This is a genomic window from Streptomyces sp. SGAir0957, from assembly GCF_043523415.1.
Genome location: NZ_CP027293.1, coordinates 6,109,597 through 6,131,272 on the forward strand (window position 1 = coordinate 6,109,597; position 21,676 = coordinate 6,131,272).

Consider the following 21,676-nt stretch of genomic DNA (forward strand, 5'->3'; position numbering starts at 1 on the left):
GGAAGATCGTAACCAGCCGTGGACTGTCTGTCCCTGAGGTTGAGCGCGCACGGCTGAGTATGCGTACTCAGGGAGGGAGATGAGTAGCCGCACGGATGGGCCATGACCTGCGCGGACGGAAGAGTGGTGGGCACGGAGAGGGGCGCGGCCCCGTACCGCCGACACGGGGCGGCGGAACGGACGCGGCGCCCTTGGCCGCTCCTCTCGCCCGCAAGGGTGAGAGCGAGGCACGGGGGACCCGGGGGAGACCGTACGGGGGACCGACGGGGGAACGCGGGAAACACGGGGGAAGCACGGGGGACAACGGGGGATGCGCCGGTCCGGTGAGGCCTGAACGACCACAGGCCCTGCCGGACCGGCGCTCCGTCTTTCCGCCCTTGCACCTGGCCTGTCAGGCGCGGCCCCGCAGCGGCTGGCCGCCGCCCACCCGTCCTTGCAGCAGCAGCGACAGCGCGGCGTGCACGTCGTCCAGGGAGCGCTCGGGCTGGAACGCCTGCCAGTCGAGCGCCGCCACCAGGACCATGCCGACCAGGGCCGCCGCCGTCAGCGGGACGTCGATCTCGTCGCTCAGCTCACCGCTCGCCACGGCGTCGCGCAGCACGCCCTCGACCACCGCCACCGCCTCCTGGCGGACCACCGCGAGCGTGGACTGCCAGGCGCGGTTGGTGCGCCACAGCTCGGCGACGTAGAGCTGGGTGAAGGCGGGGTACTCGTCGATGAAGACGAGACCCGCGCGGATCATCGCGTCCAGGGCGTCGACCTTGCTGCCGCCCCCTTCGTCCGTCCTGCCCGCCGCGTCGCGCAAGGAGGCGGTGAGCAGACCGACGCCGTGCCGCAGCAGCTCCTCGAAGAGGACCGACTTGCTGGCGAAGTTGTAGTAGACGGTGCCCTTGGCGACCCCGGCGCGCTCGGCGATCTCGTCGACCGTCGTGGCGGAGAAACCCTGCTCCGCGATGAGCGTGACAGCGGCCTCGTAGAGCTTCTGCCGGGTGGCCTGGCGCCGTGTGCTGCTTTCCATGGACCCGATTCTCACAGGCCGCCGTGTGGGGGCGCTCACAGGCTCAGCTCCGGGTGCAGCCGGTCGAGCGTCCACACCTGCCGGCGCCTGGCCGTCAGGGCGGTGAGCGCCAAGGCGCCCAAGGTGAACGCCGCCAGGACCGCGCACGCCTGCCATACGGGACCGAGCCCGCCGCCGGAGATCAGCCGCCGCAGGGCCTCGACGATGTAGCTCATCGGCAGGTAGGGGTGGATCGCGTTGAAGAAGCCGGGGCTCGTCTGCACCGGGTAGGTGCCGCCCGCCGAGGTCAGCTGCAGCATCAGCAGGGCGAGGACGAGGATGCGGCCCGCCGGGCCGAACCGGGCGTTCAGCCACTGCACGATCGCGGCGAAGCACGCCGTGACCAGGCACAGGAAGCCGACCGTCCCGGCCGCGTGCAGCATCTCCAGGCCGAGCGCCCAGTGCAGTACGGACATCAGGGCCGCCACCTGGAGCAGGCCGAGCGCGGCCACCGGCAGCCAGCCCGAGAGCGTCACGCGCCAGGACGAGGCGCCCAGGGCGAGCGCACGCCGGTTCAGGGGCGCGATCAGCATGTAGGCGACCATGGCGCCCACCCACAGGGACAGCGGGATGAAGTACGGGGCGAAGCCGGTCCCGTAATTGGGCGCCTTGTGCAGCGCGTGCGAGGCGAGCTGGACCGGGTCGGCCATGACGCCGGTGCGCTGGTCGCGGTCCTTCTTGTCGTAGTCGGGGATCTTCTGGACGCCGTCGTGCAGGCCGCCCGCGAGCTTGCCCGAGCCGTCGGCCAGCTTGAACATGCCGCCGTTCAGGTCGTTGGCCCCGGTCTTCAGCGTGCCCACACCGGTGTCGAGCTTCGTGGCGCCGGTCTTCGCCGTGCCGAGTCCTGTGTGCAGCTTCTGGGCGCCCGTGGCGACCTGGCCCGCGCCCTTGTTGAGCTTGTTGATCTGGGCGACCGCGTCCTCCACGTCCTTGTCGAGCGTGGGGGCGCGCCGCGCCAGCTCCTCGGACTGCGTCTGGAGCGTCCTGAGGTGGCTGTCCATGAGCTTCAGATCGCCGTGCTCGTCCTTGATGAGCGTGTCCAGGTCGTCGGAGACCGTGGCGACGTCGGCGGCGGCCGTCATGGCCTTCTTCAGGTCCGGGCAGGCCGGGTCGGCGACCGGCGCCTTCTCGCAGCGCCGCTCGTAGACGCCGGCCAGGAGGTCGGAGCCCGTGTGGGCGCCCTGGCGGGCGACGGGCGCGATCTTCACCAGGTCGTCGAGGTTGGTCCGGACGCCCCGCGCCGAGTCGGCGACGAGCCTGGCCGTGTCGGCGATCTGCTTCTTGTTGCCCTTCAGGAAGGGCAGGACCTGGTCGGCCGCGCCGTTGGCCTTGTCCGCGAGCTGCTGCGTGCCGTCGGAGACCTGCCGCGAACCCGTCTCCAGGTCGGCCGCGCCCTTGTCGAGCTTGGTCAGCCCTGTCGCCAGGTCGCCGCTGCCCTTCTTGGCGTCCTTCAGGCCGTCGGCCAGGTCCTTGGAGCCCTTCTTGGCCTTGCCGATGCCGGTCTCGAGGTCGTCCGCGCCCTTGGCGGCCTTCTGCGTCTCGTCATGGATGTCCGAGAAGGAGACGAAGATCTTGTCGAGGAAGGACCGCGAGGCGTTCGTGGACGCGGCGGAGCGGACCTCGGAGAACACCGTCCGGGAGATCTGCCCGACGATGTAGTTGTTCGCGTCGTTCGTCCGCACCTGGAGGGCGCCGGTCTCGGGGGTGTCCCCGGAGCTGGACGCGATCCGCTTGCTGAGGTCCTCCGGCAAGGTCAGCGACAGGTAGTACCTGCCGTCCTCGACGCCCCGCTCGGCCTCCTCCGCGCCGACCTCGTGCCACTGGAAGGTGTCGCTGTCGTGCAGCCCCTCGGTGATGTCGTCGCCCGCGCTGACCTTCTTGCCCTCGGCGGAGGCGCCCTTGTCGGCGTTGACGAGCGCCACGGGGATCTTGTCCAGGCGCCCGTACGGGTCCCAGAAGGACCACAGGTACAGCGCGCCGTAGAGCAGCGGGAGGAGCAGTAGTGCGGCGAGCGCGGCGCGCGGCAGCTTGCCCCTGCCGAAGCGCCTGAGCTCAAGCGCGGCCAGCTTCGGCGAGCGCATCGGCCGTCTCCTTGTCGGTGGGGGTGGTCGGTACGGCGGCGGGGCGTTCGGGCGCGGTCGACACGACGACGTCCGCGGTGTCCGGCGCCTGGCTGCACACGGCGACGACGGTGGTGCCCGCCGCCGCGACGGCCCGCAACTGGGCCCAGATCTCGTCCTGTTCCGCGTCGGCGAGCTTCAGGTCGGTGTCGTCCACGGCGATCAGGCGCGGCCGGCCCACGAGGGCGAGCCCGAGCGAGAGCCGCAGCGCCTCGACGCGCTCCAGGTCGCGGACGGCCGTACGGGGCCCCTTGGGCAGGGCGTCGAGGTCGAGCCCGGCGGCGGCCAGCGCGGCGTCGGTCCGCTGCCGGGCCTCGGCCTTGCGCGCGGCGGGGGAGCGCAGCAGCCCGCGCAGGGAGCCGTCGAAGCGGCGCTGGAGCAGCGCCCGTTCCCGGATGTGCTCGGCGACGGTGAGCGCCGGGTCCAGATCGGTGACCCCGGGCACGTGCGCGAGCGCGCTCACGCGTCGCACGGCGGCCATCTGCTTCGGCAGCCGGTGACCGGCCACGGTCGCGGTGCCGTCGGCGGAGCGCATCCGTCCCGTCAGCGCGAGCAGCAGACTGGTGCGGCCGCTGCCGGACGGGCCCTCGACCGCGACGAGTGAGCCGGGCGCCGCGTCGATGTCGACGCCGCGGAAGGCCCAGCCGCGCGGCCCCTTCACCCCGAACTCCACGGCGGAGACGGCGGCACCGCCCTCCGCATCCTCCGGGCTCCCGGGACCGTCAGGCCCCTCGGGCTTCTCCGGACTCTCCGGGTTCTCCGGACTCTCCGGACTCTCCGGGTTCTCCGGACCGCTTGGACCGTCCATGGTCGTGGACCCCCTCCAACTTTTTGCACTGACCGGTCAGTGCAAAAACTACCTCGCCCCCTTGCTCCCAGCAAAAGGCCAGGTCAGAGCCGATTGTCAGTGGTACGTCCCACGATGGGTACATACGGCCACAGCGCCGTCACCCAGACGACAGGAGGTTCGTCATGGCCAGGTACCCCGCAGCCGCCGCACGCCGCCGCGCCACCACCGGCCCTGCCCCCTCACTGACGGGACCGGCGAGCGACGTCCACCCCGTGCTGCGCCGCGCGGGCGCCCCGCCCGCGGCCCTCGACCTGCTCTCCCAGGCGCGCGCCGGCCTGGAGGAGGCGGCCGTCCTCGAACCGCCGAACGAGCGGTACGCGACGGCCCACCTCGCCGCCCTGCGCACTGCCGCCGCCGTACTCGCCGCGCGGGGCCGCCCCGAGGAGACGCCCAAGCGCCGCGCCAGGATCAGGAGCGCCTGGGAAGTGCTCCCCGAGATAGCCCCCGAGCTGGCCGACTGGGGCGCCCTGTTCGCCTCGGGCGCCGACCGCCGCGCCCGTGCCGAAGCGGGCATACGCGGCGCGGCGAGCGCCCGCGACGCCGACGACCTCCTGCGCGACGTGGCGATGTTCCTGCGCCTGGTCGAGCGGATGCTCGTCCTGCAGCCGGTCCTGCCCCAGCCGCGCCACGAGGACGCCGCACGCGGCCTCGGCAGGGAGGTGCCCGACGCGGGGTGACCAGCGCGGGCGCCGGTGTGCGGGGATGGCAGGGCGGCCGGTCCCGGCCCATTAGGCTGGAGGCGCCCCAACCTGTTCACGACGAGGAGTCAGCTGCCGTGTCGGACCCGTCGCGCCACCCCGTCTCTCATCCTCGAACGGCGACGCCGCACACCGACCCCTCACGCTCCCGCGCCTCGCTGCGCACCGCCGTGGTCTGGGAGGTACTCAAGGACGCCCTCGACGACCGCGCCAAGACCGGCGGCCAGCCCGAGCTGAAGGTCCTCGACACCGGGGGCGGCAGCGGCAACTTCGCGGTGCCCGTCGCCCGCCTCGGTCACCACGTCACCGTCGTCGACCCCAGCCCGAACGCGCTGTTCGCGCTGGAGCGCCGCGCCGCCGAGGCCGGCGTGGCCGACCGGGTGCGCGGCGTCCAGGGCGACATCTCGGGCCTGTTCGACGTCGTCGAGCGCGACGCCTACGACGCGGTCCTGTGCCACGGCGTCCTGGAGTACGTCGAGGAGCCCGCTGAGGGTGTGCGCAACGCGGTGGGCGCGCTGCGCTCCGGCGGCGTCCTCAGCCTCCTCGCCGCGGGCCTCGGGGGCGCCGTCCTCGCGCGGGCCCTCGCCGGGCACTTCAAGGAGGCCCGGCAGGCGCTCGGCGACCCCGCGGGCCGCTGGGGCGAGGGCGACCCGGTGCCCCGGCGCTTCACCGCCGACCAGCTCTCCGGACTCGTCGGCGACGCGGGCGTGGACGTCGGCGCGGTGCACGGCGTACGGGTCTTCGCCGACCTCGTCCCCGGGGTCCTCGTGGACACCGAACCCGGCGCCTTCCAGGAGCTCGTGAAGCTGGAGGCGGCCGCCGCCGAACTCCCCGCCTTCCACGCCGTGGCCACGCAGTTGCATGTGCTCGGTGCGAAGCGAGCGGCGCAAGAGGCCTGAGCGACTCCGGACGGCCGCCGCTGATCAGCGACGCAGCGGCAGATGGAGTACGCCACAGGCCCCCCGATCGGGCGCGTGTCGCCGTATGATCGGGGTAGACCGTCCGGCATGACGGGCCGGCCGCTGGGGAATGACGCTCAGTGAGCCGGAGCGGCGTGGCGCGGTCCGGAATGGTGAAGTTGGCGTAGAGGGGCGGGTTTCACGGGGGCGATTCCCTGCCTATCCTGAAGGGGACCCCCGGTCGCCCCGGCGACTGCACGATGAGGAGGACTCCGTGCCGCTCTCGGAGCACGAGCAGCGAATGCTCGAGCAAATGGAGCGAGCGCTGTACGCCGAAGATCCCAAGTTCGCGACAGCGCTTGAGGGAAGCGGGCTGCGTACGTACACCCGACGTCGGGTCTACCAGGCAGTCGCGGGCTTCCTGGTGGGTATCGCGCTCCTCATGGCTGGAATGGTCGCGCAGCAGATCTGGATCAGTGTGGTGGGGTTCCTCGTCATGCTGGGGTGTGCGGTGCTCGCCGTCACTGGGTGGCGCAAAGCCCCCAAGCCGGGCGAACAGCCGGCGGGGGCGGTGCCAGGCGCACCGGCCGCCCGGCGCCAGTCCAAACCCAAGCGCTCGATGATGGACCGGATCGAGCAGCGCTGGCAGCGTCGTCGCGACGAGCAGGGCGGCGGTCGCTGAGCGGCTCCACCGTGCGGGCCACGCATCGTTGACGTTCGGAAAGGGTGACCGCCCGAGGCGGTCACCCTTTCCGCGCAATCGCGTCAGCCTTCTTGGCCCGACGGCCGGGAGAAGCGGGTCCGCAGGCCCGCCGAGAAGGCGTCCCAGCGCTCGGCCAGCGCCCAGATCACCCGGACGGCCGAGCGCGGCGCGAGCGTCGCCCGCAGCCGCGCCGGGCGGCTCGCCTTCGCGTGCAGAGCCGCGCACACATGCCGCACGTCCTCGCCGAGACCGAACGCGGGGGCGGGCCGCGGCGCGTACAGCACCTGCTCCACGGCGGACGCCACCCGCTGGACCGCCTCGGCGGCGGGCGGGTCGAGCTGCCCGGCCCCGATGACGCGCGCGGCGGCGCCGCGCGGGGTCAGTGAATCGTCCGGCGCGATGCCGTGGTCCCACGCCGTGTCCGTCACCTCGCGCCAGGCCGCGAGGGTGCGCGGACCGGCGTCGGCGTCCGTGCGCCCGAACGATCCGAGCCTGCGCGCCCTGACCCGTTTGCGCCACAGCATCGGCAGCAGCGGCAGCAGAAGGGCCAGCAGGACGGCCAGGGTCACCAGGATGATCGTGGCGTAGGGCGGGCCCCCGTCCGTGGGACCGCCCACGACCGCCTGGGCCGTATTGCCGCAGGAGCCGTCCTTGAGCTGGGCCGCCGAGCAGCTCTGCGACGACGACGGCTGCGATGCCGAGGGCGCCGTGGAGGCCGACTCGGTGGGCGCCGCCGGGTCGCTGGGGCCGCCGGCCGGGGTGTCGTCCTGCGTGTACTGCGGAACCGTGCCGCGGTTCGGCGTCGGCTCGAAGCGGGTCCAGCCCACGCCCTCGAAGTACAGCTCCGGCCAGGCGTGCGCGTCCCGCAGCCCCACCGAGTAGCTGCCGTCCCCGGCCGACGAGCCGGGGGTGAACCCGACCGCCACGCGCGCGGGGATGCCGAGCGTCCTCGCCATGGCCGCCATCGAGAAGGAGAAGTGGACGCAGAAGCCCTCCTTCTGCTTCAGGAACCGCGCTATGGCGCTGGAACCGCTGCCCGCCTGCACCTCCGTGTTGTAGGTGAACCCGCCGTTCACCGCGAACCAGTCCTGCAGCTTGACCGCGCGCTCGTAGTTGTCGGACGCGCCCGCCGTGACCCGCAGCGCGGTCCGGTGCACCACGTCCGGCAGCGAGCCGGGGACCTTGGTGAACTCGCGCGCCAGCTCGTTCGGCGGCGCCCCCGCGTTCGCCAGCTGCGCCGCCGTCGGCTGCACGATCATGCTCTTGACGGTGTACGACTTCCCGCGCGTGGTCTGCCCGTGGTCGCCCACCAGGGTGCGGCCGACCTGCTCGAAGCGCCAGCGCCCGTCGATCGACACCTGCGTCGCCGGGTACGGCATCGGCAGCCAGTCCTGCTGGTACCAGTCGGCCGCCGAGATCCGGGTGGTGATCTCGGTCCTGCCGATGTCCGCGCCGAGCCCCGGCGGGTTCGGCAGCGGGGACGGCACATCGGTGATGCTGCGGACCGAGGGGCGCCAGGTGGTGCCGTCGAACTCGTCGAGCGAGACGATCCGCAGGTACATGTCGGACGTCTGCTCGGCGTTGGTCCGGTACGTCATCACCGTCCGGTCCTCCGGCTGGTTCAGGCTGTTCTGCAGCGAGACCAGCGGATTGACCGCGGAGATGGTGCCGCCGCCCCCCGACCCCTTGCCCACCCCGGTGCCGGACGGGCCGAGGAGGCCGCCGTCGAGCGCGGGCAGGGCCAGCGGCACGACCAGGGCGATGCCGAGGGCGAGGACGCCGATGCGGCGGCCGGTGCGGACCGGGGCGACCGCGGCGCCCCCGCCGTCGCGGCCCGGCGCCACCCCGCCGGGCGCGCGCCCGGTGCCACCGAAGACGCGGCCCCACTGCGAGAGCCGGTCGCGGCTCTCCGCGAGCAGCAGCACGAGGTAGCCGCCCGCCGCGAGCAGGAACCAGAACCAGTCGGTCCCGCCGTCGGAGAGCCCGGCGGCGACCGAGTACAGCGCGAGCAGCGGCAGACCGGCCGGGGCCGCGCCGCGGAACGTCACCGCGAGCATGTCCACGAGGAGCCCGATCACCAGCGCGCCGCCCACCAGCATCAGGCGGATGCCGTCGGTCAGCGGCGCCGGGATCATGTACTGGCCTATGTCGTCGCCGCCGGACTGCAGGACCAGACCGAAGTGCCGGAACGCCTCGGGGCCCGGGATCACCGCGCCGAGCGCCTGTTCGTGCGCGAAGACGAGCGTGAGCAGCAGCAGGGAGACCAGCGCCTGGGCGGCGACCGTCAGCGGCCGCGGGAGCGGCACCCTGCGGGCCGCCGCGCCGACCGCGGCCTGGATGATCAGCAGGATCGCGGCCTGGATGATCCAGGTGGACCTGTCGACGAGCGGCAGCAGCGAGCACGAGGCCAGGAACGTGGCCAGTGTCGCGCAGATCGAGAGACGTGCTCCGCCGCTCATGACCAACCCCCTGTAGCGCCGGGGGCCGTGACGGTCCCCGTCCGTTCCCGGTTCGCCTGGCGCCACATGTCCGCGACGGACGCGCCGGGCGGCACGACGACCGCGGTCCAGCCCGCCTCCTGCAACATGCGCAACCGCTCCGCGCACTCCTGCGAGACGGACGTCCCGAAGCCCTGCGTCCAGGAGGCGCTGTCCAGGAGGAAGGCGACGGCGGCGCCGCTGCGCTGCCGCATCTTGGCGGCCACGGCGGCCTGTTCCTCGTCCAGGTCGCCGAAGAAGGCGACGAGAAGGCCCTCGTTGCCGCCGCGCAGGACGTCGTAGGCCGCCGAGAGCGTGTACGCGTCGGAGTGGTCGACGACCGCGAGCGTGTCCATCATCAGGCCCGCCGCGTCCGCCGACTCCTGGCCCGCGCCCGCGAAGCCGTCCGAGCCCTCGCCCGGGACCATCGTGCCCGTGTCGGTCAGGAGGCAGACGGAGAAGCTCCGCTCCAACATGTGGACCAGGGCGGAGGCCGTGCCGGACACCGCCCACTCGAAGGCCGAGTCCGGGCCCGCGCCCTGGAAGGCGACCTCGCGCGTGTCGAGCAGCACCGTGCAGCGGGCCCGCTGCGGCTGCTCCTCGCGGCGCACCATCAGCTCGCCGTAGCGGGCCGTCGAACGCCAGTGGACGCGGCGCAGGTCGTCCCCGTACCGGTAGCCACGCGGGATCACGTCGTCCTCGCCGGCCAGGGCGAGCGAGCGCTGCCGCCCGTCCCCGTACCCCTTGGCCTCGCCCGCGAGCCGCACCGGTGGCAGCGGCTCCACGCGCGGGATCACCGTCAGGGTGTCGTACGTGGAGAAGGACCGGGTCAGCTCGCACATGCCGAAGGGGTCGGTGAGGCGCAGTTGCAGCGGGCCCAACGGGTAGCGGCCGCGCAGGTCCGAGCGGACCCGGTAGGACACCTCGCGGCGGCCGCCCGCCTCGACCCGGTCGAGGACGAAGCGGGGCCGGGGCCCGAGCACGTACGGCACCCGGTCCTGGAGCATCAGCAAGCCCGTGGGCAGCCGCGAGATGTTGTCCATCCGCAGGTGCACGCGCGCCTCCGAACCGGCGGGCACGCGCGCGGGGGAGAGGCGGCGGCTGCCCGCGACCCGGTAGCGGGTGCGGTACAGGACGCCCGCGCAGACCAGCGGCAGCGCCGCGAGCAGCAGTCCGACCCGGAGCAGATCGCTCTGGCCCAGGACGTACGCGCAGATCGCCGCCGCCACACCGGCCGCGAGGAAGGAGCGGCCGCGCGTGGTGAGACCGGCGAGGGCGGTGCGCAGGCCGCTCTTGTCGCCCTTGTCGTTCGTCGCGCCGTCCCCGCCGGTGAAGCCGCCCCCGGGGTCCGGCGCGGGATACCCCCCTGCCGTCATCACAGGCCCCGGGCGCCGGGCGGCTGCTGGCCGTAGATCGGGGGATGGGCGGGATAGCCGGGCATCCGCGTGTCGGCCGCCGGGACCGGGGTGCGCTGGAGGATGTCCATGACGACCTGCTCGGCCGACCGCCGGTTCAACTGCGCCTGCGCGGTGGGCAGCAGACGGTGCGCCAGGACGGCGACGGCGAGCGCCTGCACGTCGTCCGGGAGCGCGTACTCGCGGCCGCTGAGCGCCGCCGACGCCTTGGCCGCCCGGAGCAGGTGCAGCGTCGCGCGCGGGGACGCGCCGAGTCTGAGATCCGGGTGCGTACGCGTGGCGGCGACCAGGTCGACCGCGTAGCGCCGTACCGCGTCGGCGACGTGCACCGTGCGCACCGCGTCGACCAGCTTCACGATGTCGTGCGCGTGCGCCACCGGCTGGAGGTCGTCGAGCGGCGAGGCGCCGCCGTGCACGTCGAGCATCTGCAGCTCGGCGTCCGGGCTCGGATAGCCGATGGAGACGCGGGCCATGAACCGGTCGCGCTGCGCCTCGGGCAGCGGATAGGTGCCCTCCATCTCGACCGGGTTCTGCGTGGCCACCACCATGAAGGGGCTGGGCAGTTCGTAGGTCTTGCCGTCGATGGTGACCTGGCGCTCCTCCATGGACTCCAGGAGCGCCGACTGCGTCTTGGGCGAGGCCCGGTTGATCTCGTCGCCGATCACGATCTGCGCGAAGATCGCCCCCGGTTTGAACTCGAAGTCCCGGCGCTGCTGGTCCCAGATCGACACGCCGGTGATGTCCGACGGCAGCAGGTCGGGCGTGAACTGGATCCGCCGTACCGAGCAGTCGATGGAGCGCGCCAGCGCCTTGGCGAGCATGGTCTTGCCGACGCCGGGGACATCCTCGATGAGCAGATGTCCCTCGGCGAGCAGCACTGTCAGCGAAAGCCGTACGACCTCCGGCTTGCCCTCGATCACACCCTCCACCGACTGGCGCACACGCTCCGCGGTGGTGGTCAGATCAGTGAGGCTCGCTCGATCGTCATAGGTCGTCACCCGGCCCTCCTCGGCCCGTACTTTCCCGGGCCGACGCTCTGCGATGCGGACCGGCCCTCCCCGAAACACGGACACCACGCGCGAAAAGTTCCGAAGCTCGCGCGAGGTGCCACACCCGCATTCTTGTTGGCGTTACCGGTTCGTGTCACTCGCCTGTGGACAACTGGCCGCGATATGTCGGGTTTCAGCGGGGCTTGATCTCCCGCAGCTCGCCCGTGTGGACGTCGAGGACAAAGCCGCGCACGTCATCGGTGTGCGGCAGGAAAGGTGAGGTGCGCACCTTCTCGATGGACTGCCGGACGTCCTGCTCGACGTCGGCGAACCCCTCGACGGCCCAGTTCGGGCGCTGACCGACCTCCTGTTCGAGCTCCTGGCGGAACTCGTCACCGAGCCCCTCCATGCCGCAGCCGCTGTGGTGGATCAGGAGCACGCTGCGGGTGCCGAGCGCGCGCTGGCTGATGGTGAGCGAGCGGATCACGTCGTCGGTGACGACGCCGCCCGCGTTGCGCATGGTGTGGCAGTCACCGATCTGGAGGCCGAGCGCGCCGTACAGGTCGAGGCGGGCGTCCATGCACGTGACGACGGCGACCTGGGCGGCGGGGCGCGCGCTCAGGCCGGGGTCGCTGAACGCGGCGGTGTAGCGCACGTTCGCCTCGATGCAACGGTCGGTCACGGTGGCGGCGCCCTGAACGGCGTCGTCGGGGCTGGGGCTGGAAGCAGGCGTCGTCATGGTGGAGACGGTAATCGCCCCGGGGTGGCGAAGCCCGCTGTGGGTCGGGACAAAGAACGTCATGGCGGCTTGTTGTGAGGTACCCCACAGGGCCGCGCCGACCAGGCCGAACGGGTGAAAAGGCGCGGTGCGCGGCATCCGGCGACGCGCCCGGCGACGCGCAGGCCGGTTGATTGACCGCGGGACACCGTGGACTAAAGTGACGCCGAACCCCGAAAAATCGAAGCAACACGGAGATCCCGGCACCGCCGGACGCTCCCCGCGTGCGCGGCGCGTACGTACGGCTCGGCCTCCTCCCGCTCGGGTCGGCCGGCGTCACTTCCCCGGCGCCGACGGACCACTTTCCCCTTCACGAGCGGGCGGGGACCCGGCAGTGCGTGCGACCGCCCCGCCGGACCTGAGAGGGCCCCTTGAGTCAGCGACATGTCCCGGTGATGCTCCAGCGCTGCCTGGACCTGTTGGCCCCGGCGCTTGCCGAGCCCGGAGCGGTCGTCGTCGACTGCACGCTCGGGCTCGGCGGCCACAGCGAGGCCCTGCTCGCCACGTTCCCCGCCTGCCGCCTGGTCGCCCTCGACCGCGACAAGGAGGCGCTGCGCCTGTCGGGCGAGCGCCTGGCCCGCTTCGGCGACCGGGCCACTCTCGTGCACGCCGTCTACGACGAACTGCCCGAGGTCCTCGACCGGTTGGAGATCCCGCGCGTCCAGGGCGTCCTGTTCGACCTCGGCGTCTCCTCCATGCAGCTCGACGAGGCCGACCGCGGCTTCGCCTACGCCCAGGACGCGCCGCTGGACATGCGCATGGACCAGACGACGGGGATGAGCGCCGCCGAGGTCCTCAACACGTACCCGGCCGGCGAGCTCGTGCGGATCCTGCGCCAGTACGGCGAGGAGAAGCAGGCCAAGCGCATCGTCTCGGCCGTCGTGCGGGAGCGCGAGAAGGAGCCGTTCAGCAACAGCGCCCGGCTCGTCGAGCTGATCCGCGACTCCCTGCCGCAGGCCGCCAAGCGCACCGGCGGCAACCCCGCCAAGCGCACCTTCCAGGCCCTGCGCATCGAGGTCAACGGCGAACTGAGCGTCCTGGAGCGGGCCGTCCCCGCGGCGGTCAAGGCGCTCGCGGTGGGCGGCCGGATCGCGGTCCTGTCCTACCACTCGCTGGAGGACCGGCTGGTCAAGCAGGTCTTCGCGGCGGGCGCCGCCACCACGGCCCCGCCGGGCCTGCCCGTCGTCCCCGAGCGTTACCAGCCCCGGCTCAAGCTGCTCACCCGCGGCGCCGAACTCCCCACGGAGGAAGAGGTCGCCGAGAACCGCCGGGCGGCTCCGGCACGGCTGCGGGGTGCGCAGCGCATCCGCGAGGAGGTCGCCGAGTGAGGCACGCGCGCGTGGAGAGGTGGTCATGACCGCCAGGAGCGGCTCGAACGAGGCCAGGACCGCCAAGGGCAGAAGCCCGCAGGGCGCCAAAGGGCCCGGGGACGGAAAGGGTGCCGGGAGGCCGAAGAAGGCCGCGGCGCCCCCGCGCGGGCGCGCCGCCCGCCTCGCGCGGCTCATCCCGGTCTCCCCGTCCGGCGGCGCCCAGGCGGCCCGGACCCCGTTCGTCCTCCTCGTCGTGCTGCTCCTGGGCGGCGGACTGATCACGCTGCTGGTGCTGAACTCCTCGCTCAACGAAGGATCGTTCAAGCTGAGCCGGCTCAAGAAGGAGACCACCGAGCTCACCGACGACGAGCAGCAGCTCCAGCGCGACGTCGACTCCTACTCGGCGCCCGACGCCCTCCAGCGCCGCGCCCGCGAGCTCGGCATGGTCCCGGGCGGCGACCCCGCCTTCCTCGATCCGAACGGCAAGGTGCGCGGCGTGCCGAAGCCGGCCGCGTACTCCGCGCCGCTGTACCAGCAGGCGCCCGCGCCGCGGGAGACCGTGGTCACGGTCCCGAGCGCGCTTCCGTCGCCGGTCGCGACCCCGTCGCCGGTCACGCCGGCCGAGCCGACGGCGCCCGCCGCGACGCATCCCGCCGCGACGTCCTCCGCCGGGACGGCCCCCGCCGCCCCGGCGCCCGCCGTGACGGCCCCCGCTCCTTCGAACTCCGGCAGGTGACGCCATGACCGACAGGGAGCCTCCGCGCCGCCGCGTGCCAGGACCCGCGCGCGGCGGCGGCACGTCGCGCCGCCCCGCCCCGCAGCAGCGGCGCCCCGGACCCGGCGCGCGCCCCGCCGCGCGGCGCCCGCGCCCCCAGTCCGCGAAAAGCCGCACCCCACTGCGCCTGGGCAGCCCGCGGCCCCGCCTGCGGATGGTGAGCCTCGGCCTCACGCTCGTCCTCCTGGTCTTCGTCGTCCGCCTCTTCCAGGTGCAGGGCGTCGACGCGAACGCCTACGCCGCGCGGGCCGAGCTGAACCGGTACGTCAGCCACACCATCGCCGCCGAGCGCGGCGGCATCACCGACCGCAGGGGCATCTCCCTCGCGACCAGCGTGGACGCCTACGACATCACCGCGGACCCGACCCTCTTCACCGAGAAGGTCACCAAGGTGAAGGACGCCCCCGAGCAGGCGGCGGCGCTCCTCGCGCCGATCGTCGGGGGTGACACGGACGAGATCGCGAAGAAGCTGCGGACCGAGAAGACGCGGTACGTGCGCCTCGCCGCGCGGCAGACGCCGCAGGTCTGGAAGCAGATCAAGGACCTCAGGTCGACGCTGAACGACAAGGCCAACGCCGAGGGCCGTGAGGCCGGCGTCCTGTCCGGCGTCCTCGCCGACCCCAGCAGCAAGCGCGTCTATCCGAACGGCGACCTCGGCGCCGGGATACTGGGCTGGGTCAACGCCGACGGCAAGGGCGGCGGCGGTGTCGAGCAGCAGCTGAACAAGGAGCTGTCGGGCAAGAACGGCAAGATCCGCTACGCCCAGTCCGGCGGCCGCCAGGTGCCGACCGCGGGCAGCACCGAACAGCCCGCGGTGGCCGGCTCCGACGTCGAGCTGACCATCGACCGCGACATCCAGTGGGCCGCGCAGCACGCCATCGACCAGCAGGTGAAGAAGTCCGGCGCCGACCGCGGCTACGTCATAGTGCAGGACACCCGCACCGGCGAGGTCCTGGCCATGGCGAACGCGCCCGGCTTCGACCCCAACGACCTCTCGGACGCCAGCCCGGCCGCGCTCGGCAATGCCGCGCTGCAGGACGCGTACGAGCCCGGCTCCACCGCCAAGGTCATGTCGATGGCGGCGATCCTGGAGGAGAACGCGGCGACGCCCCTGACCCACGTCACCGTGCCCAACCGGCTGCACCGCGGCGACCGGCTCTTCCAGGACGACATCGACCACGAGACCTGGCACCTCACGCTCAACGGCGTCCTCGCCAAGTCCAGCAACATCGGCACGATCCTCGCCACCGGCGAGCTGGGCGAGACCCAGCCGGAGGCCAACCGGGTGCTCTCCTCTTACCTGCGCAAGTTCGGCATCGGAGAGCAGAGCGGTCTCGGCTTCCCCGGCGAGACCTCCGGCATCCTCGCGCCGCCCGCCAAGTGGTCGACGTCGCAGCAGTACACGATCCCGTTCGGACAGGGCTTCTCCATCAACGCCATGCAGGCCGCCTCCGTCTACTCGACGATCGCCAACGACGGCGTACGGATCGAGCCGACGCTGGTACGCGGCGCGAAGGACGCCGACGGCCGGTTCCGGCCCGCCCCGCGGCCCAAGGAGACCCGGGTCGTCAGCGCCAAGACGGCGAAGACGGTCGCCAGGATGCTGGAGTCCGTCGTCGACGACGAGGAAGGCACCGGCACCAAGGCGCGCATCCCCGGCTACCGCGTCGCGGGCAAGACGGGTACGGCCAACCGCGTGGACCCGGCCACCGGCCGCTACAAGGGGTACACGTCGTCCTTCGCCGGGTTCGCGCCCGCCGACAAGCCGCGGGTCACCGTCTACTGCGCCATCCAGAACGCCACCAAGGGCAGCTACTTCGGCGGCCAGATCTGCGGCCCCATCTACAAGCAGGTCATGGAGTTCGCGCTGAAGACCCTCCAAGTACCGCCCACGGGCGCCAAGTCCGCCCGCCTTCCCGTCACGTTCCAGCCATGACGGCCGGGAACCACCGTGTCCATGATCACCCCACCCGCACCAGACAGCCTGAGAGCTCGTGACAACCATCACCTCCGACTCCGGGAACCAGCTCCCGCCACGCCCCTCGCTTCGCTCAGCGGGGGGTCCGCCCGGTACGCTCACCGCCGTGCCACACGCTGATCAGTCCCAAACCACCCAGAAGGGCGCACCCGTGACATATCCCGGGCCGCCGCGGCCGGTCGAGGTCTCCGCCACGCCCCTCGCGGAACTGGCAGATCAGCTGGGTGTCCCCGCACCCCGGACCACCGACGCGGGCGAAAGCGGCCCGAGCATCACGGGCATCACCCACGACTCCCGCGCGGTGCGCCCCGGCGACCTGTACGCGGCCCTGCCGGGCGCCCGCGCGCACGGCGCCGACTACGCCGCCCAGGCGGCCACGCTCGGCGCGGTCGCCGCGCTGACCGACCCGGCCGGCGCGGAGCGCGTCGCCGAGGCCGGGCTCGTCCCGCTCGTCGTGGACAACCCGCGCGCGCGGATGGGCGAACTGGCCGCCACGATCTACGGCCACCCGGGCAAGGACCTGCTCCAGCTCGGCATCACCGGCACGTCGGGCAAGACCACCACCGCGTACCTCGTCGAGGGCGGTCTGAAGGCGGTCCGCTCCACCGGTCTCATCGGCACGGTCGAGATGCGCATCGGCGACGAGCGCATCAAGTCCGAGCGGACCACGCCCGAAGCCACCGACCTGCAGGCGCTGTTCGCGGTCATGCGCGAGCGCGGCGTCGACGCCGTCGCCATGGAGGTCTCCAGCCACGCCCTGGTGCTCGGCCGGGTCGACGGCTGCGTCTTCGACATCGGGGTCTTCACCAACCTCAGCCCGGAGCACATGGAGTTCCACTCCGACATGGAGGACTACTTCCGGGCGAAGGCGCAGTTGTTCACGCGTGCACGCAGCAAACAGGGCGTCGTGAACTTCGACGACGAGTACGGGCGCCGGCTCGTCCGCGAGTCGGAAGTGCCCGTCGTGACCTTCTCGGCCGAGGGGCACCCCGACGCCGACTGGCGCGCCGAGGACGTCGAAGTGGGGCCGCTCGGCTCCACGTTGACCGTCGTGAGCCCCAAGGGCGAGCGGTTCGCCGCCAAGGCGCCGCTGCCGGGCGCCTTCAACGTCGCGAACACCCTTGCCGCGATCGTCACCCTCGCCGTCGCCGGGATCGACCCGCAGACCGCCGCCGACGGCGTCGCCGCCGTGCCCGGCGTACCGGGCCGCCTGGAGCGCGTGGACGCCGGCCAGGACTACCTCGCCGTCGTCGACTACGCGCACAAGACCGACGCCGTCGAGTCCGTCCTGCGGGCCCTGCGCAAGGTCACCGAGAACAAGCTGCACATCGTGCTCGGCTGCGGCGGCGACCGCGACAGGACCAAGCGGATGCCGATGGGCGCCGCCGCCGCGCGGTTCGCCGACACGGCCATCCTCACCTCCGACAACCCGCGCGGCGAGGACCCCCTCGCGATCCTCGCCACCATGCTGGCCGGCGCCGCCGACGTGCCCGCGCACGAGCGCGGCGACGTCGCCGTCTTCGAGGACCGGACCGCCGCCATCGCCGCCGCCGTCGCGCGCGCACGGCCCGGCGACACGGTGCTCGTCGCGGGCAAGGGCCACGAGCAGGGCCAGGACATCGCCGGGGTGGTGCGTCCCTTCGACGACCGCCAGGTGCTTCGCGAAGCCATCGAGCAGACCCAGGGATGAAGTTGTGATCGCCCTCTCCCTCGCCGAGATCGCCTCAGCTGTCGGCGGGCAGACCTACGACATACCGGACGATCAGGTCCGGGTCACCGGCCCGGTCGTCATCGACTCGCGCAAGGTCGAGACCGGCAGCCTGTTCGCCGCTTTCGCCGGTGAGCGCGTGGACGGCCACGACTACGCGCGCGAGGTCGTCGACAAGGGAGCGGCCGCCGTCCTGGCGTCCCGCCCCGTCGGCGTGCCCGCCATCGTCGTCGACGACGTGAAGGCGGCGCTCGGCGCGCTCGCCCAGCACGTCGTCGAGCGGCTCGGCGCCACCCTCGTCGCGCTGACCGGCTCGGCCGGCAAGACCAGCACCAAGGACCTCATCGCCCAGGTGCTGAGCCGCAAGGCGCCCACCGTCTTCACGCCCGGCTCGTTCAACAACGAGATCGGGCTGCCGCTGACCGCCCTGTCCGCCACCGACGAGACGAAGTTCCTCGTCCTGGAGATGGGCGCCCGCGGCAAGGGCCACATCCGGTACCTGACGGGCCTCACGCCCCCGCGCGTCGGCGTCGTCCTCAACGTCGGCAGCGCGCACATCGGCGAGTTCGGCGGCAAGGAACAGATCGCGGAAGCGAAGGGTGAGCTGGTCGAGTCGCTCCCCGCCGACGGCACCGCGATCCTCAACGCCGACGACCCCCTCGTCCGGGCCATGGAGTCCCGTACGAAGGCCAAGGTGCTCCTCTTCGGAGAGGCCGCCGAAGCCGACGTACGTGCCGCGAATGTCCGGCTCACGGAGAACGGGCGGCCCGCCTTCGACCTTCACACACCCTCCGGGTGCAGCGAAGTGACCTTGCGCCTGTACGGTGAGCACCACGTGTCGAACGCGCTCGCCGCGGCCGCCGTCGCCCATGACCTTGGCATGTCCGCCTCGGAGATCGCGCTCGCGCTCTCCGAAGCGGACTCCCTGTCCCGCTGGCGGATGGAGGTCACCGAGCGTCCGGACGGCGTCACGATCGTCAACGACGCCTACAACGCGAACCCCGAGTCCATGCGAGCCGCCCTGCGCGCGCTCGTGGCCATGGGCAAGGGGCGGCGGACGTGGGCGGTGCTCGGGCACATGGCCGAGCTCGGCGACGAGTCGCTGGCCGAGCACGACGCGGTCGGACGGCTCGCCGTCCGGCTCAACGTCAGCAAGCTCGTGGCAGTCGGGGGCAGGGAAGCGTCCTGGTTGCGACTGGGCGCCTATAACGAGGGTTCGTGGGGTGAGGAGTCGGTGCACGTGTCCGACGCACAGGCGGCGGTCGACCTGTTGCGCAGCGAGCTGCGCCCGGGTGACGTCGTGCTCGTGAAGGCCTCCAGGTCGGTGGGCCTGGAGAGCGTGGCACAGGCGCTGCTCGAGGGCGAGGTCGATGCCCGATGATGAAGCAGATCCTCTTCGCGGGCGTCATCGGTCTGTTCCTGACCCTTGTCGGCACGCCCCTGCTGATCAAGCTCCTCGCCCGCAAGGGCTACGGCCAGTACATCCGTGACGACGGCCCGCGCGAGCACCACAGCAAGCGCGGTACGCCGACCATGGGTGGTATCGCCTTCATCCTGGCGACCCTCATCGCGTACTTCCTGTCCAAGCTGATCACCGGCGCGTCCCCGACCCTGTCGGGTCTCCTGGTGCTCGGTCTGATGGCCGGCATGGGCCTGGTCGGCTTCCTCGACGACTACATCAAGATCGTCAAGCGCCGCTCGCTCGGTCTGCGGGCCAAGGCGAAGATGGCCGGACAGCTGATCGTCGGCATCGCCTTCGCCGTGCTCTCCCTGCAGTTCGCGGACGCCAGAGGACAGACCCCGGCCTCCACCCGGCTCTCCTTCGTGGAGGACTTCGGCTGGACGATCGGCCCGGTGCTCTTCGTCGTCTGGGCGCTGTTCATGATCCTCGCGATGTCGAACGGCGTGAACCTCACCGACGGCCTCGACGGCCTCGCCACCGGCGCCTCCGTGATGGTCTTCGGCGCCTACACCTTCATCGGCGTCTGGCAGTTCCAGGAGTCCTGCGCCAACGCGCAGACCCTCACCAACCCGGCCGCGTGTTTCGAGGTCAGAGACCCACTCGACCTAGCCGTCGTCGCCTCGGCCCTCATGGGCGCCTGCTTCGGCTTCCTGTGGTGGAACACCTCGCCCGCCAAGATCTTCATGGGTGACACCGGCTCGCTCGCCCTGGGCGGCGCCCTCGCCGGCCTCGCGATCTGCTCGCGCACCGAACTGCTGCTCGCCCTGCTCGGCGGCCTCTTCGTGATGATCACCATGTCCGTGGTCATCCAGGTCGGCTCCTTCAAGCTCACCGGCAAGCGCGTCTTCCGCATGGCGCCACTCCAGCACCACTTCGAACTCAAGGGGTGGTCCGAAGTCCTTGTCGTGGTCCGCTTCTGGATCATCCAGGGCATGTGCGTGATCGTCGGACTCGGCCTCTTCTACGCAGGATGGGCAGCCAAGAAGTGACATCCGGTCAGAACCCCTGGCAGGGGACGACCATCACCGTCGCCGGTCTCGGCGTGAGCGGCCTCAGCGCCGCCCGCGCCCTGGCCGGCCTCGGCGCGTCGGTCACCGTCGTGGACGGCGGCGACGGCCCCGCCCAGCGCGAAAAGGCGGCTCTTCTTAAAGAAGAGGGCATCGCCGTACGCCTCGGGGATGCCGGGACGCTGCCCGAGGGCACCGAGCTGATCGTCACCTCGCCGGGCTGGAAGCCGACGTCGCCCCTGTTCGCCGCCGCCGCCGAGGCGGGCGTGGACGTCATCGGCGACGTGGAGCTCGCCTGGCGGCTGCGCGGCCCCGACGCGGCGCCCTGGCTCGCCATCACCGGCACCAACGGCAAGACGACCACGACGCAGATGCTCGCCTCGATCCTGACGGCGGCGGGCAAGCGCACGGCCGCCGTCGGCAACATCGGCACCCCGATCGTGGACGTCGTCCTGGAGGGCGACGACGCCTACGACGTCCTCGCCGTCGAGCTGTCCTCCTACCAGCTGCACTGGGCGCCCTCCCTGCGCGCCCACTCCGCCGCCGTCCTCAACCTCGCGCCCGACCACCTCGACTGGCACGGCTCCATGGAGGCGTACGCCGCCGACAAGGGCCGCATCTACGAGGGCAACCAGGTCGCCTGCGTCTACAACACCGCCGACAAGGCCACCGAGGACCTGGTCCGCGAGGCCGACGTCGAGGAGGGCTGCCGCGCCATCGGCTTCACGCTCGGCACTCCGGGCCCCTCCGAGCTGGGCGTCGTCGAGGGCATCCTCGTCGACCGCGCCTTCGTCGAGGACCGGCAGAAGAACGCCCAGGAGCTGGCCGAGATCGGTGACGTACGCCCGCCGGCCCCGCACAACATCGCCAACGCCCTCGCGGCGGCGGCCCTCGCCCGCGCGTACGGCGTCGAACCGGCCGCCGTCCGTGACGGACTGCGCGCCTTCACGCCCGACGCCCACCGCATCGCGCACGTCGCCGACGTCGCCGGGGTGGCCTACGTGAACGACTCCAAGGCGACCAACACCCACGCCGCGCAGGCGTCGTTGGCCGCGTACGAGCCGATCGTGTGGATCGCCGGCGGCCTCGCCAAGGGCGCCACCTTCGACGAGCTGGTCACGGGCGCCGCGAAGCGGCTGCGCGGCGTCGTCCTGATCGGCGCCGACCGCGCCCTGATCCGCGAAGCCCTGGAGCGACACGCCCCGGAAGTACCGGTGGTCGACCTCGACCGGACCGACACTGGGGCGATGTCCGCGGCGGTCCGGGAGGCGGCGCGGCTCGCCCGCCCGGGAGACACGGTCCTGATGGCCCCGGCCTGCGCGTCGATGGACATGTTCACGAACTACAACAAGCGTGGCGAGGCGTTCGCGGAAGCGGTCCGCGAACTGGGCGCCACCAGCGTCTGACGGTACCTTCGGGTGCCCGGTGACGCCGGGCACCCTCGGGAGGG

Annotated in this window: 17 protein-coding genes; 10 read left to right on the forward strand and 7 right to left on the reverse strand. The window is 72.4% G+C overall.

Going from position 1 to position 21,676, the window contains the following annotated elements; genetic code table 11:
• Window positions 1–391: 391 nt before the first annotated feature.
• The 3 genes from C1N81_RS32470 to C1N81_RS32480 are packed head-to-tail and all read right to left on the reverse strand — an operon-like array spanning window position 392 to window position 3,985.
• On the reverse strand, window positions 392–1,018 hold the full coding sequence (locus tag C1N81_RS32470; protein WP_394434872.1) for a TetR/AcrR family transcriptional regulator: 627 nt from the start codon (window positions 1,016–1,018) through the stop codon (window positions 392–394).
• A 35-nt stretch (window positions 1,019–1,053) separates the two neighbouring features.
• Window positions 1,054–3,138 carry a YhgE/Pip family protein gene (locus C1N81_RS32475; RefSeq protein WP_394434873.1) on the reverse strand — a complete coding sequence of 695 codons (2,085 nt, stop codon included), beginning with the start codon at window positions 3,136–3,138 and terminating at the stop codon, window positions 1,054–1,056.
• Window positions 3,110–3,985 (reverse strand): ATP-binding cassette domain-containing protein, encoded by an 876-nt coding sequence (locus tag C1N81_RS32480; protein WP_394434874.1) that lies wholly within the window; start codon window positions 3,983–3,985, stop codon window positions 3,110–3,112. Before C1N81_RS32480 ends, C1N81_RS32475 begins: the two co-directional genes overlap by 29 nt.
• A gap of 164 nt (window positions 3,986–4,149) precedes the next feature.
• Between C1N81_RS32480 and C1N81_RS32485 the strand changes: the two genes are divergently transcribed.
• The 3 genes from C1N81_RS32485 to C1N81_RS32495 all read left to right on the forward strand — a co-directional run bounded on the left by C1N81_RS32485 (window position 4,150) and on the right by C1N81_RS32495 (window position 6,306).
• Entirely contained in the window at window positions 4,150–4,704 is a 555-nt protein-coding gene (locus tag C1N81_RS32485; protein WP_394434875.1) for an SAV_6107 family HEPN domain-containing protein, read from the forward strand.
• A 98-nt stretch (window positions 4,705–4,802) separates the two neighbouring features.
• A complete protein-coding gene (locus C1N81_RS32490; protein ID WP_394434876.1) occupies window positions 4,803–5,624 on the forward strand; it encodes a methyltransferase in 822 nt (273 codons plus the stop codon).
• Window positions 5,625–5,898: 274 nt separating this feature from the next.
• A complete protein-coding gene (locus C1N81_RS32495; RefSeq protein ID WP_363193917.1) occupies window positions 5,899–6,306 on the forward strand; it encodes a DUF3040 domain-containing protein in 408 nt (135 codons plus the stop codon).
• Window positions 6,307–6,389: 83 nt separating this feature from the next.
• On the opposite strand, the gene C1N81_RS32500 is transcribed toward C1N81_RS32495, so the two are convergent.
• From C1N81_RS32500 to C1N81_RS32515, 4 genes are all read right to left on the reverse strand, one after another.
• Entirely contained in the window at window positions 6,390–8,786 is a 2,397-nt protein-coding gene (locus C1N81_RS32500; RefSeq protein ID WP_394434877.1) for a transglutaminase TgpA family protein, read from the reverse strand.
• On the reverse strand, window positions 8,783–10,180 hold the full coding sequence (locus C1N81_RS32505; protein ID WP_394434878.1) for a DUF58 domain-containing protein: 1,398 nt from the start codon (window positions 10,178–10,180) through the stop codon (window positions 8,783–8,785). The genes C1N81_RS32500 and C1N81_RS32505 overlap by 4 nt, the downstream gene beginning before the upstream one ends.
• The gene (locus C1N81_RS32510; protein ID WP_394434879.1) at window positions 10,180–11,217 is read right to left on the reverse strand and encodes an AAA family ATPase; all 1,038 of its coding nucleotides are present in this window, start codon (window positions 11,215–11,217) and stop codon (window positions 10,180–10,182) included. Before C1N81_RS32510 ends, C1N81_RS32505 begins: the two co-directional genes overlap by 1 nt.
• A 184-nt stretch (window positions 11,218–11,401) precedes the next feature.
• A complete protein-coding gene (locus C1N81_RS32515) occupies window positions 11,402–11,947 on the reverse strand; it encodes a beta-class carbonic anhydrase (RefSeq protein WP_394434880.1) in 546 nt (181 codons plus the stop codon).
• Between the two features lie 410 nt (window positions 11,948–12,357).
• Between C1N81_RS32515 and rsmH the strand changes: the two genes are divergently transcribed.
• Genes rsmH through murD form a run of 7 tightly spaced genes read left to right on the forward strand, consistent with a single transcriptional unit; the run spans window position 12,358 to window position 21,632 of the window.
• Complete coding sequence (gene rsmH / locus C1N81_RS32520) at window positions 12,358–13,314, forward strand: 16S rRNA (cytosine(1402)-N(4))-methyltransferase RsmH (protein ID WP_394434881.1); 957 nt, start codon at window positions 12,358–12,360, stop codon at window positions 13,312–13,314.
• Between the two features lie 25 nt (window positions 13,315–13,339).
• On the forward strand, window positions 13,340–14,032 hold the full coding sequence (locus tag C1N81_RS32525) for a septum formation initiator family protein (RefSeq protein WP_394434882.1): 693 nt from the start codon (window positions 13,340–13,342) through the stop codon (window positions 14,030–14,032).
• A 4-nt stretch (window positions 14,033–14,036) separates the two neighbouring features.
• Entirely contained in the window at window positions 14,037–16,007 is a 1,971-nt protein-coding gene (locus tag C1N81_RS32530; protein WP_394434883.1) for a peptidoglycan D,D-transpeptidase FtsI family protein, read from the forward strand.
• A gap of 58 nt (window positions 16,008–16,065) precedes the next feature.
• Window positions 16,066–17,739 (forward strand): UDP-N-acetylmuramoyl-L-alanyl-D-glutamate--2,6-diaminopimelate ligase, encoded by a 1,674-nt coding sequence (locus C1N81_RS32535; RefSeq protein WP_394434884.1) that lies wholly within the window; start codon window positions 16,066–16,068, stop codon window positions 17,737–17,739.
• Between the two features lie 4 nt (window positions 17,740–17,743).
• Entirely contained in the window at window positions 17,744–19,138 is a 1,395-nt protein-coding gene (gene murF, locus C1N81_RS32540) for a UDP-N-acetylmuramoyl-tripeptide--D-alanyl-D-alanine ligase (protein ID WP_394434885.1), read from the forward strand.
• Complete coding sequence (mraY, locus tag C1N81_RS32545; protein ID WP_361075060.1) at window positions 19,135–20,208, forward strand: phospho-N-acetylmuramoyl-pentapeptide-transferase; 1,074 nt, start codon at window positions 19,135–19,137, stop codon at window positions 20,206–20,208. Before murF ends, mraY begins: the two co-directional genes overlap by 4 nt.
• Complete coding sequence (murD, locus tag C1N81_RS32550) at window positions 20,190–21,632, forward strand: UDP-N-acetylmuramoyl-L-alanine--D-glutamate ligase (RefSeq protein WP_394434886.1); 1,443 nt, start codon at window positions 20,190–20,192, stop codon at window positions 21,630–21,632. Before mraY ends, murD begins: the two co-directional genes overlap by 19 nt.
• Window positions 21,633–21,676 lie beyond the last annotated feature (44 nt).

What these genes read in the sequence shown, in the direction of transcription:
- C1N81_RS32470 (WP_394434872.1), bottom strand. Translation starts at nt 1,018, where the DNA reads ATGGAAAGCAGCACACGGCGCCAGGCCACCCGGCAGAAGCTCTACGAG.
- C1N81_RS32475 (WP_394434873.1), bottom strand. Translation starts at nt 3,138, where the DNA reads ATGCGCTCGCCGAAGCTGGCCGCGCTTGAGCTCAGGCGCTTCGGCAGG.
- C1N81_RS32480 (WP_394434874.1), bottom strand. Translation starts at nt 3,985, where the DNA reads ATGGACGGTCCAAGCGGTCCGGAGAACCCGGAGAGTCCGGAGAGTCCG.
- C1N81_RS32485 (WP_394434875.1), top strand. Translation starts at nt 4,150, where the DNA reads ATGGCCAGGTACCCCGCAGCCGCCGCACGCCGCCGCGCCACCACCGGC.
- C1N81_RS32500 (WP_394434877.1), bottom strand. Translation starts at nt 8,786, where the DNA reads ATGAGCGGCGGAGCACGTCTCTCGATCTGCGCGACACTGGCCACGTTC.
- C1N81_RS32505 (WP_394434878.1), bottom strand. Translation starts at nt 10,180, where the DNA reads ATGACGGCAGGGGGGTATCCCGCGCCGGACCCCGGGGGCGGCTTCACC.
- C1N81_RS32515 (WP_394434880.1), bottom strand. Translation starts at nt 11,947, where the DNA reads ATGACGACGCCTGCTTCCAGCCCCAGCCCCGACGACGCCGTTCAGGGC.
- C1N81_RS32525 (WP_394434882.1), top strand. Translation starts at nt 13,340, where the DNA reads ATGACCGCCAGGAGCGGCTCGAACGAGGCCAGGACCGCCAAGGGCAGA.
- C1N81_RS32530 (WP_394434883.1), top strand. Translation starts at nt 14,037, where the DNA reads ATGACCGACAGGGAGCCTCCGCGCCGCCGCGTGCCAGGACCCGCGCGC.
- mraY (WP_361075060.1), top strand. Translation starts at nt 19,135, where the DNA reads ATGATGAAGCAGATCCTCTTCGCGGGCGTCATCGGTCTGTTCCTGACC.
- murD (WP_394434886.1), top strand. Translation starts at nt 20,190, where the DNA reads ATGGGCAGCCAAGAAGTGACATCCGGTCAGAACCCCTGGCAGGGGACG.